General features: G+C 58.4%; 9 protein-coding genes. 2 read left to right on the forward strand and 7 right to left on the reverse strand.

The features are described 5' to 3' along the window. Positions 1-23: 23 nt before the first annotated feature. On the reverse strand, positions 24-2489 hold the full coding sequence (locus BHC62_RS09860) for a UvrD-helicase domain-containing protein (RefSeq protein WP_070994882.1): 2466 nt from the start codon (positions 2487-2489) through the stop codon (positions 24-26). A 227-nt stretch (positions 2490-2716) separates the two neighbouring features. On the opposite strand from BHC62_RS09860, the gene BHC62_RS09865 reads away from it, so the two are divergent. Further along, positions 2717-3412: a pirin family protein gene (locus tag BHC62_RS09865; protein WP_070994883.1), complete on the forward strand. Its 696-nt coding sequence runs from the start codon at positions 2717-2719 to the stop codon at positions 3410-3412. A gap of 58 nt (positions 3413-3470) precedes the next feature. On the opposite strand, the gene pgm is transcribed toward BHC62_RS09865, so the two are convergent. From pgm to BHC62_RS09885, 4 genes are all read right to left on the reverse strand, one after another. Further along, positions 3471-5120: a phosphoglucomutase (alpha-D-glucose-1,6-bisphosphate-dependent) gene (pgm, locus tag BHC62_RS09870; RefSeq protein WP_029299995.1), complete on the reverse strand. Its 1650-nt coding sequence runs from the start codon at positions 5118-5120 to the stop codon at positions 3471-3473. A gap of 113 nt (positions 5121-5233) precedes the next feature. Then, entirely contained in the window at positions 5234-6634 is a 1401-nt protein-coding gene (locus BHC62_RS09875; RefSeq protein WP_070994884.1) for a PLP-dependent aminotransferase family protein, read from the reverse strand. A 43-nt stretch (positions 6635-6677) separates the two neighbouring features. Continuing rightward, complete coding sequence (locus tag BHC62_RS09880) at positions 6678-8090, reverse strand: hypothetical protein (protein ID WP_104912321.1); 1413 nt, start codon at positions 8088-8090, stop codon at positions 6678-6680. A 700-nt stretch (positions 8091-8790) separates the two neighbouring features. Beyond that, on the reverse strand, positions 8791-9813 hold the full coding sequence (locus BHC62_RS09885; protein WP_070994886.1) for a zinc-dependent alcohol dehydrogenase family protein: 1023 nt from the start codon (positions 9811-9813) through the stop codon (positions 8791-8793). A gap of 247 nt (positions 9814-10060) precedes the next feature. Between BHC62_RS09885 and BHC62_RS09890 the strand changes: the two genes are divergently transcribed. Continuing rightward, positions 10061-10975 (forward strand): LysR substrate-binding domain-containing protein, encoded by a 915-nt coding sequence (locus BHC62_RS09890; protein WP_070994887.1) that lies wholly within the window; start codon positions 10061-10063, stop codon positions 10973-10975. A gap of 360 nt (positions 10976-11335) precedes the next feature. Here the strand turns inward: BHC62_RS09890 and BHC62_RS09895 are convergent, their stop codons facing one another. Both BHC62_RS09895 and BHC62_RS09900 read right to left on the reverse strand, forming a co-directional pair. Then, entirely contained in the window at positions 11336-15256 is a 3921-nt protein-coding gene (locus BHC62_RS09895) for a hypothetical protein (RefSeq protein WP_070994888.1), read from the reverse strand. Between the two features lie 335 nt (positions 15257-15591). Further along, entirely contained in the window at positions 15592-15993 is a 402-nt protein-coding gene (locus tag BHC62_RS09900) for a DUF3320 domain-containing protein (RefSeq protein WP_070994889.1), read from the reverse strand. Positions 15994-16071: the final 78 nt, after the last annotated feature.

Below are 16071 nucleotides of genomic sequence, written 5' to 3' on the forward strand. Positions count from 1 at the left end.
GCCCACTTGCCCCAGCAACCCCTCTACTTCACCTTCGCCACCCGGCGGTCATCAAAGAACACTTTGCCCCCCGCCACTCGGTCCGACGCCCTCGGCGCATTCGCGCCTTGGCCATCCTGCCCTTCGACATACCAGTAGCAATGGCTCACTGCCCGGGTAATCCCGACATAGGCCAGGCGCAGCACCTCGTCTTTTTGCGCATTGTCATAGGGCTCGGCATCGCCGTCCCTGCCAAGCCCGGCCATGCGGTACACCTGGTTCTTGTAGGGTGAGCGCGTCAGGTGCTGGCAATCGCCCAGCAAAAACACCGCATCCGCCTGCAGTCCCTTGGCGCTGTGATAGGTCAGTTGTTTCAGGCGGCGCTGGGCCGACGGCAAGCTAGAATCAAGGTTAACTATTGACTGAATATGCTCCTGAATCAACAGCTTATCGCTGCTTTTTCGATACAGCATTAACACCGATTCGCCCCGTTGATAGTGCGCCAGCAACTGCTGCGCCAAGGCGGCCTCATCTCGATCCAGCACCTGCACCGGTATCAGCGCCTTGGCTGCGCCGCTGGCCTTGGCCTTTTTACCGCTGATTGCCGGTGCGGCTTTAACGATATGCTCGGCGGCATCGATGATGTGCTGGTGGCTTCGGAAGTTCTCCCCGAGCATTACCCGGGTGGTGCTTGGTGACGGGAATTCCTTGTTGAACTCCATGAAGTACTTGGGCGAACTGCCGCGCCATCCATAGATCGACTGCCAGTCATCACCCACGCACAACAGCGAGGAGTGCTGGGCACCGCGCCCCACATGCATTGCCGGCCCACGGCTGCGGATCTCGCGCAGGCTGGCGCGGATCCACGAGACGATCTGCGGCGAAACGTCCTGGAACTCGTCGATCATCAAGTGCGACAGCGGGCGCAACAGCCCGTCGCTGAGCAACTTGAGGTTCTCCGGGGTGTTCTCGCCAAACAGCGAAAACATGCGGTTGTAAGTCATGATCGGCGGCGACTGGTCCAGCAGGTGATCTTCCAGGGCCTTCCAGAAAATGCTCAGGGCTTCGAAGAAGGCGCGGTCCGGGTCATCCTTGGCAAAGCTCATCTGGCCTACGGCCGTAGGCACGTCCAGGCCGAGGTTTTCAATAAACCCGGCGGCGGTGACAAAGCAGTCCAACAACGGCGCCGAAGCCAACTCGCCCTTGACCTTGTAATCAAACCCCGGCCCCGAGCTAGCATCGCCCGCCAGGCTGCTCAAAAGACGCTTTGAAGACTCGTAGTTATCCAACCATATCAAAGGCTTGCGACAGAAAGCTTGAAATAGGGTGCGCTTGACTGCCCATTCGGCGCGCACCGACAGCTTGGCCCCTGGGCGGGCGATCTGCGGGTTTTCCCTGGCGTCGAAGCCCAGTACCACCCAGGCGTCCAATTCGGCGCTGTAGCCGTGGCAGTGGAACGCCGCGCCATTGATTTCAACGCTCTGACGGTTGGGCTCGATGCCCTTGATCGGCCAGGCGCCGGCGCGAAACCACAGGTCCTCGATCACATCGCACAGTTCTTCGTCACGCTTGGCCGCCAACTCGGTGACCGCCACGCGCTTCTGCACATCCGGGTGGTCGCGCTCCAACTCCTTGAGCTGCAAGGCGTGGCGCGCCATCGGCGCAATCAGCTCGCGAAAGCGTGTGTGCCGGCCGTAGAGCCCGTGGTAACAGGCATTGAGCTGCTGGCGCTGGGCATCGTTGATGCGCAGCTCGAAGGGGTTGCTGTCAGCGTCGTCATCGTAGGTGCCGTTGTGCAGGTTCTCGAAGGCCTGCAAGCGCTCGAAGCCCGGCAGGCTGCGGACCATGGGCAGGATGCGTGAATGAAAGGTGCGCACCACGGCCTGGGCCTCTTTCAAACCAAGGGGTTGGCCCCACAGGCTGAGAATCTCCATGAGTTTGCCGATGAAGTCCTTGCGCGACTCACGGGTGAAGGTCACCACGGTCATGGAACTCAGCTCAAAGCCCAGGTAATGGGTCAACAACAGGATGCGCAGGACCAGCGAGGTGGACTTGCCGGCCCCGGCCCCGGCAATCACCGAGGTTGACGGGGTGTCGCTGAAGATCATCTTCCACTGGGCCGCGCTGGGCTGGGCATGGGCCGGTAGCAAGCGTGCCACATCGGCCTTGATGCGTTTTTTCAGCTCAAGGGTCAATGGCAGGCGCCAATCGTCGAATAGGCTGTCATCAATTGCGGGCGCACGGTGCTCATCACTGCGAAAGTCACGAATCAACAGGACCTGGCGCCCCTCCTCGATGCCGTCGCGCTTGCCTTCCTGGTAGCCATACTCCACACCCGCTTCATGCCCACTGCGAAAACCATCCGCCTGGCCATGCAGCCACGAAAAACGGTGCTGGGCCCGCAGGCGCGTCAATCCGTGGCCAAACAGCCGGGCAGCCAGGCGCTTGAACAGCGGCATTTGCGCCAGGGGACGCAGTTCGGGGGGCAGATCGGGGGTGTGTTGCGACACGCGGACTCCTGCGGGGGGTTAAGCGGACAGAGCGCCTATGGTCGCCGTTATGCCGCGACAGTTCCAGCCAATTGCTTTGGCTTCATGCAGTTAGGCGATGAAGTGAATATCAGGTCGAGTTCGGCGGCGCGCAAACCAATCGAATAATCAGATGGGAATCAGGTATTTTTTACGCTTTTTATCGATTATGCCCTGGCGGATGATAGCCCCATCAATAGGAGACGATCATGCTTGAACTTCGACCTTTTACTTCCCTGGGCGGTGCCAATCACGGTTGGCTGGATGCCCATCACCACTTTTCGTTCGCTGAGTACCATGACCCTCAGCGCATGCACTGGGGCAACCTGCGGGTGTGGAACGATGACATCATCGCTCCCGGCACAGGCTTCCCACAGCATCCGCACCGGGACATGGAAATCATCACCTATGTGCGCGAAGGTGCCATCAGCCACGCTGACAACCTGGGCAACAAGGGCCGTACCGAGGCTGGCGACGTCCAGGTGATGAGTGCCGGCACCGGGATTGCCCATAGCGAATACAACCTGGAAGCCACGGCCACCAAGATCTTCCAGATCTGGATCATCCCCAATGAAGCCGGCCTGCCCCCTTCCTGGGGCGCCAAGCCTTTTCCCAAGGGCGACCGCGAAGGGTTTGTGACCTTGGCCAGCGGCAAGCTTGGCGACAATGAAAGCCTGCGTATCCGTGCCGATGCGCGCCTGGTGGCGGCCAACCTGAAGGCCGGGGAAAGTGCCGAGTATCACTTGGATGCAGGACGCCGGGCTTACCTGGTGCCGGCGACCGGGGTGATCGAAGTCAATGGCTTGCAGGCGCGGGCGCGGGATGGTGTTGCGGTGCAGGATGAACGCGTACTGCGGGTGACCGCGATCGAAGACAGCGAAGTGGTGCTGGTGGACCTGGCTTGATCTCAAGCCAGGCTCAAACCCAATGTGGGAGCAGGTCGCACCGCCGCTCCCTCACTTTTTACGGCTGGCTGGTGATCGCACCATCCACCAACACCTGCGCCTCTTCCACCAGGCGCTTGAGGTGATCTTCGCCAATAAAGCTCTCGGCATAGATCTTGTAGATATCCTCGGTGCCCGACGGCCGCGCGGCGAACCAGCCGTTTTCGGTCATGACTTTCAGCCCGCCAATCGCCTGGTCGTTACCTGGCGCATGGCTGAGGATCTGCTGGATGCTCTCCCCGGCCAATTGCGTGGACGTGACCTGCTCCGGTGCCAGCTTGCCCAGCAGCGCCTTTTGCGCCGGGGTGGCCTTGGCATCCACACGGATGGCGAACGGTTCGCCCAAGGCATCGGTCAGGCCACGGTAGATCTGGCTTGGGTCTTGGCCTTTGCGCGAGGTCATTTCCGCAGCCAGCAATGCCGGGATCAGGCCGTCCTTGTCAGTGCTCCACACGCTGCCGTCCTTGCGCAGGAACGAAGCCCCGGCGCTTTCTTCGCCGCCAAAGCCCAGGGAGCCTTCGAACAGGCCATCGGCAAACCATTTGAAGCCCACCGGCACTTCATACAGGCGCCGGCCAATGCGCGCCGCCACACGGTCGATCAAGCCACTGCTGACCACGGTTTTACCCACGGCTGCATCAGCGCGCCACTGGGGACGGTTCTGGAACAGGTAATCGATGGACACGGCCAGGTAGTTGTTCGGCGCCAACAGCCCACCAGACGGGGTAACGATGCCGTGGCGGTCGTGGTCCGGGTCGCAGGCAAACGCCACGTCGAAGCGTTCCTTGAGGCCGATCAGGCCTTGCATCGCATAGCTGGAGGATGGGTCCATGCGAATCTGGCCGTCCCAATCCACGCTCATGAAGCGGAATGTCGGGTCGACTTCGGTATTCACCACTTCCAGGTTCAGACGGTAATGCTCGGCAATCGCCGACCAGTAGCGCACCCCTGCTCCGCCCAACGGGTCTACGCCCAGGCGCAAGTCGGCGCTGCGGATCGCGTCCATGTCGATGACATTGATCAGGTCGGCCACGTAGCTGTTGAGGTAGTCATGGCGATGGGTGGTATCGGCTTTCAATGCCTGGGCATGGGTGATGCGCTTGACCCCGGCCAATTTGGCTGCCAGCAGTTCGTTGGCCTTGGCTTCGATCCATTTGGTGACGTGGGTGTCGGCCGGGCCGCCGTTGGGCGGGTTGTATTTATAGCCGCCGCTCTGGGGCGGGTTATGGGACGGGGTGATGACAATGCCATCGGCCAGCCCGCTGGTGCGGCCACGGTTGTAGCAGAGGATGGCGTGGGAAATCGCCGGGGTTGGCGTGTATTCGTCACCTTCGGCAAGCATCACATGCACCCCGTTGGCCGCCAGCACTTCCAGCGCACTGGCGCCCGCCGGCGTGGACAGCGCATGGGTGTCGAGGCCAACGAATAGCGGGCCAGTGATGCCTTGTGCTGCGCGGTACAGGCAAATCGCCTGGCTGATGGCCAACACGTGCCATTCGTTGAAGCTCAAGTCAAAAGAGCTGCCACGGTGCCCGGAAGTACCGAAAGCCACGCGTTGAGTGGAGATGGCTGCATCGGGCTGGCCGGTGTAATAGGCCGTTACCAGTCGCGGGATGTCCACCAGCAACTGAGCCGGCGCCGGTTTGCCCGCAAAAGGACTGAGAGTCATGCAAAAACCTCTGAAAAGAAGGATTCGGAAAAGGATGCAGTTTACTGGGTGTTCGACCGCCGCGGGCCGGTATCTATCCCACAATAATCAGCGATATTTCCCACAAAGCCAATTCATCCGTGCTGCCCCTGCTTGAGTGCCTGTGCCAACTCCTCCAACACCAGGTCCAGGCTGTGATGAGTGCTTGCCACATGGCTCAGCCGAAAATGTTGCTGGTACAGGCCACTCACGCTGAACAACTCGCCAGGGGCAATCACCACCTGGCGCGCCAGCATGTTTTGAAAGACCCGACGCATATCGACGGCCTCGGTGGAGCGCAGCCAGTAAGTAGCACCCGCCTGGGGTCGACGGTACGTCAAGCGCCCGCCCAGATGTTGCTCCAGGCGCACGTGCATGGCGTCGGCGTGCCCCTTGAGCAAGTCGCGCAACTGCTCAAGATGCTGGTCAAAACGGCGATTGTGGTGCAGCCGGGCGATTGCACGCTGGCGAATCGAGGACAAACGGAACGCGCGCAACAGGAACTGGCGCTGCAATTGCGTGCTCAGGTGCCGCGACAGCAGATAGCCGTAGGGCGCTTCCGGGCCCATGACTTTTTCGAAGGAAGAAAACACCATCAGTCGATCAGGGTTCACCAGATCGCGCAGGTAGCGAGTGCCCGCCTCGAATTCCAGCCCGCCGTGGATGTCATTCTCCAGCACCCAGCAACCGGCATGTTCCAGCAACCGCGCCACCTGCGCCTGATCCGCCAAGCTCAAGGCCGCCCCCGTGCCAATGCCCGGGGTCGAAGACAGCACTGCCAGTTGCACGCCCTCGCTCCGCAGTTGCTGCTGCAAGTAACCGAGGTCGAGCCTGCCCTGTTCGTTACACGGCCACTCGATCATGCGCACCCCGGCATCTTGCAGCAACCGCAGGACAAGCCAGTCACATGGCGACTCCACCAACACGGCAGCCCCTCTGAGCGCCAACACCTCGATCAGGATGGCCAACACTCCCCGCAGGTCAGCACCGATATACACATCATCGGCCTGCCAGCACCGTGTGGGCGAATGGGTATAACGCGCCGCCAGCGCCGCCCGCAGCTCCCAAATGCCGCACGGCTGGGAATAAGGCTGCAACTGGCGCGGGTACTGGCGCACCAGCTCACGCTCCAATTGCAGCAACGGCGCGTCCAGGGACAACAACTGGGCCGGCTCATCGGCACTGAGGACCAGCATCCCCGGCCTGCGTGCCCCGACATACAGGCGCTCGAGGAGATCGCCTGCGGTGCAGCATGGCGTATTGCTGGCAATGGGCAGGGCGTAGTAGCCGGACTTGGCCACCGAATACACCCTGCCCTCCTTTTCCAGGAGCGAGTAGGCGTATTGAATGGTGGAAATCGACACATTCAAACGCTCTGCCAAGTGCCGCAGGGACGGCAGCTTGACCCTCGCCTCAGTGCCCACTTCGTTGATCAGGTTGATCATGTAGCGGTAGACAGCCTGATAGGCGAAGTCAGCCTGCTTATCCCCCTTCATGACCTTGGCTGCCGCAGCACTGGCTGGCGTAGCACAATCACCCTCAGTGCCCTGGTATGCCATGCGGCACCGTGGCCCCATCCTCGCTGTTGATACAGGCCGCATTGGCCGCGACATGGGCGCCGTACAGGTGCTGCAACAGCGCCAGGGGCAAGCCACTGGTATCGACAATCCAGTGCTGGATCAACTCTGCCGAGGGTTTGCCCTCAAGGACTTTGTGCAGTTCGGGCAGTGCCACCAGCATGCCGGGATGACAGCGGCGCAAGAAGGCTTCCAGCCGCTGCCCTTGCTGGATAAACGGTGAAAACAGCAGGCATACCAATTGGCTTTCCTCCAGGCCAAAGAACTCGCGGGCGTACGTCGCCGCCAATACGCGGCCATCCCGCGTCCCGGCTTGGGCAATCAGCACGTCAGGGATTTGTTTACGGCGCATGAAGCCGATGGCCTGCTCGATAAACCGCGTGACACCCTGCTGATAGTCCAGGCCCTGCAGCACTTGCGCATGCAGGCCATGCAGGTGGGCCATCAGCAACGGGTTGGCGTAGGCCGGGGTGCTGAACTGAAAGGCGAACTCATCTTGCTTGTAGCCCATGAAATCATTGAGCAAGGCCGTGCAGCCATGCTCCGTGGCGCGTAACAGGTCAGCCACGCCAATGTAGGCCAGGTGACGGTGCACCTCCTTGGCGGCGGATGCATCCTGTGCTGCGTAATGCTCGCCATACACATTGCGGTAATAACCGGCACTGCAATCGTCCATGCGGGAGAACAACGCGTTGAGCGCCAATGGCTGCCCGGAATGACCTTTCATGCCCGCAGCGCGGGTGGTCCTGGCCAGCCACGCCAGGTATTGATTCTGCTTGCGCGGTGAATCGCTGCTGGCCAAGGCGTGTACCCCGCCGTCCCACGCCGTGATGCGGCGGTAGAAATCCCCCAGGGACAGGTAGCCGTCGTTGCACAAACTGGCGCGGATATCCCCCGAACTCATATGCCCGACCATCAGCATGTTGCGCCGTCCCGCATCCTGCCCCGCGGCGGACGCCGGCCGCAGATGGTTGAAAGGCAAAACCTCCTGGTTTTCCACCATCAGCAACTCAACCCTGGGGTCGTCATGGAAAAACAACGCGCTGTAACCACGGTGAATGCTGTCCAGCGCCGCTTGCGTCATGCCCGTATGGCGCAGGGTCGCGACGCGCAATTGGAAACTCCTCGGCGCGCGTCCCGCAATGGTCAATTGGGCAGCCCGCAGGAACGCCAATGCGTAACTGCTGCTTTTACCGCCCCCATGAGCCACCAGTACCTTGTAGTCGCCGATCTGCTCCAGGCCCCCGGCCGCCACAATCAATCGCTGAATCAATAACTGAAGTGCCGTGCGCTCCGCTCGCGAAAAGTGACCCAGCAATCGCTGCAAAACTTGCTGATAAACATAATTCATGGCTTGTTCGTGAATAGCGCTCATAGCTTTACTACCTGAGGTTAACTGGCAGTTTCGGGCATGCAGTTAGGCGTGCCTGTCCGATCTGCGTTTACTTAAAGTTGACGCCTGTTGTGATTAAGGCTGATAGCTAAATGTTAGCACCGCACAACAAAGCGCCAGTTGGAACATCCTGACGAAGATGCCATCACCTACGGAGGAAAGCCCCTACAGCGGCCCACTGGCCGGCCTAGGAATGGTCTTACAACCTCCTACTAATCTTTAACTCGAATATTAAAGAATGATCTGACATATGCGGCGCAGGGTAAAAATCGGATTTGGTTCGCGCACACTTAAAGGCTCTTTCTGCAGACCCACATCCTTGGGTCGGCATACAAAGCGACTTGTTAGTTTCGGCGAGCCGTTGTTTTGAGTTGTTTGCTGTATTCATTGCTCAGTCCTTGAGATGAAAGTGACCGGGCAATTATCAGCGCTTGATTGATGATTAAAAGATACAGACTCAGGGCAAAAACCAGTGCAGTTCGGTGGGCGGGGATTGACCGCAGCGCCCAAACAAAACGCCGCCGCTCTGGGATTCAGGGCAGCGGCGGCATCAAGGGCAGGTTTTGCAGGGAAGAAATCCCGGCAGGGGGCTCAGCAAGGACGTAGATCCAGTCCTTCTAAATGGCGTATTTGCCCCATGGCAAACACTCGCAGAATGTCCGTTTGCGAACATTCCCACAGATCAAACGGCTTCAACCTGCAACGCTACCCGCTCACGGCACGGGCATTCATCCATGTAGCGATGGGCGTCGACGAACTGGCTGAATGGAAACACCCGGGTCTTGAGCGGCACCAGCAGGCCATCTGCGGTCAACTGGTTGATCTCGTGCAGGGCCCGCTGCAGCGCGGCCTGATCCTGAGCAATACCCAACTCCGGCTTGCCGGTGAAGTTGCCGATGCAGTGCACAAAGAACTGGATGTTCTTCTGGAACGCGGCACAGGCCGGGAACGGGGTCTGGTTGCCGCCTTGCAGGCCGTACAACACCAGGCTGCCACGGGGCGCGAGTACATCGCCCAACAGCGACATCTGCGGGCCGCCCAGGCCGTCGAACACTACATCCACGCCGCGCCCATCCGTGAACTTGTTGATTTGCATCAGCAAATCCTGCTCTTCGGTGACGATGACCTTTTCCGCGCCCAAGGACAGCAGGTATTCGCGTTCCTCCGGCGACTTGGTGGCCGCGATCACCCGCACGCCCAAAGCCTTGCCCAATTGCACGAACGATGGCCCGGCACAATGGCTGGCATCCGTCACCAGAGCGAACTGCCCGGGTTTGGCCCGTGCCAGATCGATGTAGGCAAAGTAGGCAATCAACAACGGCGTGTAATGCACGCTGGCCTGCACCGCGCTCAACACGTCCGGGTAACGGGTCAAGGCAGAACGAGGCAATACAATCACCTCGCCATACACCGGGTAATCATTGGGGCTTTCGGCCGGAAAGCTGGCAACCTTGTCGCCTACCACCAGGTCGTCGACGCCCTCACCCACGGCCACCACCACGCCAGCCATTTCATGGCCAAGGCCCGAAGGCAGGCGGGCATGGGAGGACGCCAGGTTCTGCCGCCAGAGAATGTCGTACCAGCTGATGCCAATCGCTTCGACACGCACCTGCACTTCGCCCGGTGCGGGCAACGTGGCTTCATGCTCTTCGCACTTGAGCACCTCGGCCGGACCAAACTTGTGAAAACGGATCGTGCGGGACATCGCAAACCTCGCCAAAGTAACCTCTAATGCCATGAACTTTATCTGGGCTTTCGGGGCAAGGCCACCGGTCGCCATTAATAGTCGTCATGTCTGTCATTGATTCCACTGCCTAGGAAAATACGCCAGGCAGCGTAGGAAATCTGAATTAGCCGGTGCAGAGTACCAGCCTTTCCCCGTAAGATTCATGCCGGCCATTGTTCCCATGTGGCCGCTCACGTCAAGTTCGCTGAATCTGCCAGGACACAAGATGAACCGTAACGACCTGCGTCGTGTCGACCTGAACCTGTTGATCGTATTCGAAACCTTGATGCATGAGCGCAGTGTGACCCGCGCCGCCGAGAAATTGTTCCTCGGCCAGCCCGCCATCAGCGCGGCCTTGTCACGCCTGCGCGGGCTGTTCGACGATCCTCTGTTCGTGCGTACCGGGCGCAGCATGGAACCCTCGGCACGGGCGGTAGAGATCTTCGCCTTGCTGTCGCCGGCCCTGGATTCGATTTCCACCGCCGTCAGCCGCGCCGCCGAATTCGATCCAGCCACCAGCACCGCGGTGTTTCGCATCGGCCTGTCGGACGATGTGGAGTTCGCCCTGCTGCCGCAACTGCTCAAACGCCTGCGCGCCGAAGCGCCGGGCATCGTGCTGGTAATCCGTCGCGTCAACTACATCCTGATGCCCGGCCTGCTGGCCTCCGGGGAAATCTCCATTGGCGTCAGCTACACCGCCGACCTGCCGGCCAACGCCAAGCGCAAACTGCTGCGGCGCAGCCTGCCCAAGCTGCTGCGCGCCGACAGCGTACCCGGCGCCCTGAGCCTGGATGACTTCTGCGCCCGCCCCCACGCCCTGGTCTCATTCGCTGGCGACCTCAGCGGGTTTATCGACGAAGAGTTGGAAAAACTCGACCGTAAGCGCCACGTAGTACTGGCCGTGCCACAGTTCAACGGCCTGGGCACCCTGCTGGCCGGCACCGACATCCTGGCGACCGTGCCGGACTACACCGCCGAAGCCCTGACCGCCGCCGGCGGCCTGCGCGCCGAAGACCCACCGTTGCCGGTGCGCAGCTTTGAACTGCACATGGCATGGCGAGGGTCGCAGGATAATGACCCGGGGGAACGGTGGTTGCGTTCGCGGATTCAGATGTTTTTCGGGGATCCTGAGAGTCTTTAGGCATTGTCGGGCAGGCTGTTCATCTGATCATTTCTGGCTTTCCACAAACCACGGAGATCCATTCACTTCCAGACGATTGCTACATTGGGGGCACATCTAGGTGCATTCTTTGGATAGTTTGAAAAGGATGCCCCCAGGCTGAAGTCCAACAGCCACTTCACGAAAAAGTCATACGCTGCTGCTCCCAAACCGCCGTCGAGCGCTATCCGATCACCTCAATTTGAATCGGCCCGAGTTTTCTAGACTCCCTTAAAGCCTCACGCGGCGCGCCCACTCCGACGCCGTGATTGATGCCTGTATAGGCAACCCTCTCAGCGCCATTCAAGAAGCACGCTGATGTAACCGAGCTAACAAAGCTGTCTATTCGGCGCTTGCCGTGTCCTTCATTTCACTCGGTCGGGTGTTCGCTGTGAGAACGTCGTCCTTCGCCGTCACGCCGCCAACAAAACCTCGTGCTTGCAATGCCTCCAGCAATCGTAGATTGGCTGCACTGGACGCCACCTCAATCTTTCTCACATTGGGCGCTAACCGGTCGAAACCTTCCGCTAGCAGCCCAAGCAGGGCTGTCACCTCTACCCACGTGCTGGACGCTAAACATTGGACGAGCATTTCCTGTCGCTGTTCTGACGACAGTCCATCCTCAGCCATGAGCTTTCTAAGTATGGGGGCAAACGAGGCGGGGAAACGCGACGTACCAGCGTTGAGCCAACTGCAGAGCCGGGCAATTTCCATAGTGGCTACGCTGGAGGTATCAAACGTTTCGTGCGGTACAGCAGTCCACAGGTTGATTTTGTCATCTAGTGTTGGCACGCTGCTTTGGCTGAGCGTGAGCACCATTTCGGTGGGCAGTTGGGTAAAGTCGATATGCTCTCGTGCCTGACTCCAGTGCGCAAGGAGATAAGGAACCTCCAAGTTGAGGTCGTATGTGCGGATACAGTCTCGGATCTCAGGAGTGAATGCCAAGAAATCCGCGCTCGCCAGCATCGTCCAGCGTTCTGCTGGCAATCTGCCTAAGGAACCACTTAGGATCACCGGATTATTCAGGTTCAGCCCAGCGAATAGCTCGACAACGGTTTCGTTGTCGACTGCTGGTGTGCTCAGTAGATAACTCTGCAAATCTATATGTCGGGCCTGATTGCTTACCCATAAATGTTGGTTCAGCAATTTTGTGTGGTGCTTGATGAAATCCGCGAAGGCCTTCATGTCTGCCGGTTCGCAACCTTTATCAGTAAGGGCTGGCAGCAAGACGTTGTTGAAGAAAGACCAGACGGCGTCAACTCGCATCGAGACGCGATCAGTTGATAGCACAATCGCCCACAGTTTTTGAGGTAAGTCCTCCAAGCGCTCAACCTCACAAATCGTGCGCGCAAACAGCAGGTGCATGCTGGTGGTTTCCGCTACAACGTCGAGCAATTTCAGCAACGTTGAAAGTGACGCGGCTGACTCCTCCAATTCACCCGTTTGACTCAAAAGCACATTTGCCAGCGCATCAGGCGACTCAAGCAACTGCTCATCAAGGCCCGTAATATTTAGCGCCTTGAGACGACGGTAAGTGACGTTCGCGCTGCCGTGAGCGGATTTGCTTTGTAGATCATCGGCAGTTTTGGGGTCACCCTTCTGACAAACTAGGGTAAGCATGTGCAGGTTAAAATCGATACAGCGCCATTCGATCAGTTGCGCAAGATCATCCAGAGACGTGGTTTCGCCCAAGTGATTGAACTGAACGGGTAAAGTCTTCAACCAGCTCCACCCGCCCTCGCCCACTTTGAGTTGTGGCATCAAGCGCGAGTTATCTTCAAGCGCCTCAATGGCGCTGCGAATTTCAGTGTTCGGATGAACATCGAGTGCCTGCAACTGGTCGGCGGTCAACCCATCCAGGATGGCGCCAATAAGCAACTGCTTCAGGATCACCGTCTCGAAGCGAGGTGCCTCCGTCAACAGTGCACGGAACAAACCGGGTTCAAATTCAAATACGGCGCGAACAAAACGATGTGAATTCGGCCCCGAAATCAGTAACTCGGCCGCCTCCGCCATCCTGCCCAGATGATCTTTCAATCCGCTCCTGAAAATAGTCATGAGCAATTCGCGCGCGTGGCTCCAATCGGGCGCGGAGTAGGCGTCACTCACCAGGTAATCGATCAGCGTTGCGATGATACCCCTTCCATCGCCAAGGTCGTCGACATCGAGTTTTTCCACCACTGTCTTGGGCGCGCTGATGACGGTCGTCACGTCCGGAATGGCGCCGCCTCTGAGCCCCAGCAGCAGGTTTTTATCTTCCGCGGTGAGCGAGCCAGGGTAAAAGTAGCCAAAGTAATCTGGGTAATCGGTATCAAGGTAGCCGTGGCGCATCAGGTAGATGACAATTTCCAGACCCGCTAGCTTTTGCAGGATCTCTTCGCCATAACCTTGTTTGGCGGCACCACGAAAGGTCAGGCGATTGATCAGTCTGGACTCCAAACGCTGCTCGGCTATCTTTTTATCAATGCTGCCCATCGTTTGTTGGAGCCGGTCATAACGCTTTTGGTAGGTCGTTGAAGCGAGAAACTCTATTGGTGCTCCGGGCACCACTGACTTTCTGATAGTTTGACCATACTTGTCGATAGCGATCATGGCCAACTGAGAACTTTGAGAGAAAATCAGGTTAAACGCATCATCAACAACAAATTCAATTAACGTGTATCGGTTAGCGTTCAACACATCAACATGAGACGCATAAGAAGCCCCAGATTTTTCTAACATCTCAAGCCAGACATACGCGCGTAGTTCGGCCGTACTTTTCGCGACTTCCTGCACCTTCCGCTCGCGCTCCTCGCGCAGCGCCTGATAAACGCTCTCAGCGTTTTTGTGCAGCTGACTCCGCCATTCGCGAAAGCCATGAAGCGTCTCGTAAATAGGCCCTCGGCGCTTTACCAGCTCGGCATACTCATTCGGGTGCAAGTTGCGAATCGCGATAATCGCAAAGAGCTTATTGGGGTCCAACTTCAAGCCCGAACCCGCTCTCAGGATGCTGGAGAACATGTCAAATTCGTTGACGATATTTTTGATCAAACGCATGTCATCAATAAAATATGACACGGTTTCAAGCAGATGAGGATTCAGCCCGGTGTCTAACGGCACCCCGTTGAGCTTTCTCAACCCCAGCAGCTCAATCATCTTCTCGCGTGAATTTTCCGAGTTGACCACCGGGATGATCGGAATAATCAGGTCAAAAAACTTGGTTTTCTCACCCACTGCGAACAGTTCATCGCGTAGCGCGTACACAAAGTACACGCGCCGCCGAATCTGCGGTGACTGCTTGATGATGAAATTGATCTCACGCAAGCGCGTGAACACGTCTTGAATGCCGAAGCGATCCAGGTCTTCGATCACCACCACATTGATGTTGCTGCGTTCAAAACAGTAAATAATCTCGTCGACATTTTTATGCAGCACCGAACCGTGGTGCGTCGTTTCCAACTTACCGCCCTTGATGGTGAGGCCATCAATACTGAACGAGGACAGCAACCTTAGCCCAAAGAACACCAGGTACACGCCGCCCACACCGAGCGCGGCGACCGCCATCCAATCTGGAAGTAGCAACAGCCAGCCGCGTAACCACTCAGGGATGATGATCAGTGGTTTCTCTGCCACCGGCGCATATAGCCTTAGGGCGCACACCATCAGTAAAACGAAGAACGCGGTGTAGCCCCAGAGCGCAGATAATGAGGCTTGAACGATGCGTTTCAAGCGGGTTTTGGGCAGTTGCTTTGACGGCACGGCATAAAGCAACTGCTGAACGATGGCTTCCTCGATTCGCGTTGAAAGATCGGCGTCGTTTGCAGTTACTGAGGTTAGTTTTTCTGGCGGCCGAGCAGTGGGCTGGCCATTAGCCGCGGGCACCGAAGGGTCTTGGTTGTCCCCAGCCTGGTCGCGCTCCTTGCCAAAGGCGGCTAATGAAATAAACGCAAAGTTGAATTCCGGATGCCGGTCCACAAACGTACGGATCACGCTGCTTTTGCCAGCGCCATACTCACCGGTGATCGCGACATTACGCACTTGGTCATTGGCCAGCGCACTCAACAGCTCACGCTCATAGCGTTGCGACGAAGGCAGGTCTAACAGAACAGGCGTCAGCGGCTCGAAGACCGTGGTGCCATTCGGAGCCCTCAAAAAATCCTGCGCGGCCTGCAGCGCCTTACGCAACGCCGTGGTGTATCGCCGGTACTGTCCAATGCCCTGGCAAATCATTGCAGTGCCACGTTTATGAACTGAATGGAAAAATGCCACTACAGGCCTGAGCATCCGTGTCTCCTATCTGACGATAAATCTGCCGAGGGCACCCCCGCCAAAAGCCCTGATCTGGAATACACAGCCGATAACGGATGGTCTGCTTTCAGGATCCCAGATGATAGCGCACCGCCATCTCTCTAGGCGATGTGTCTAACCAGGCAGGTAAGAAAGATAGCTTCCCGCTGGAAGACAACGGCGTGCGCGCCACGGCAGAGACGACTGACGTTTCCAGAGAGCTGCCGCTACTCATCAATCCTTGCGAGGATGATCCTGCCACGTACTTGATGCATAGCCTGGTTCCACGGCACCCCACGGGCCTGATCGTAGCCACAGGCAATGCGCAACAGCTAGCACGCGCCAATGTTTCGATTCACATCTATGGTCTGAACTGTCTGAAACTGTTCCTCGCCTGGTCGGCGGAACGATGGAGATGCCTCCGGTGACAAGTGGGTCGGCCAGAAGAAGGTGCCGAACTGCTCCTCGTCATGTGAACCGAAGTGAGCGCGCGCGACTTGGTAAACGCGATCTTGGATACCTGCACCTGTGCGCACCCAGCCATGCGCACGGGCTATACGTCGGGCCAGAACTGGGCCTTCGTCATTGACGACGCGGGAGATCATGGAGGCCGAATCGAAGAACTGATCAGAGCTCATCCCTTCCACCGCTTGAGCAGGATCCGTACCCCGATAAACCGGATAGCGCACGGGTTCGTACGGTACGTACTCCGCAGCGGCATCTACGGTGGCCACATTCGCTTACTTTAGCTCCTGGAAAGAGCCAGCCTGATCATTGGCAGGCATCCCCTCCTCGCCTGCCACCACCTAACT

Origin of the sequence: Pseudomonas sp. 06C 126, from assembly GCF_001855215.1 — a bacterium.
GTDB lineage: Bacteria > Pseudomonadota > Gammaproteobacteria > Pseudomonadales > Pseudomonadaceae > Aquipseudomonas > Aquipseudomonas proteolytica.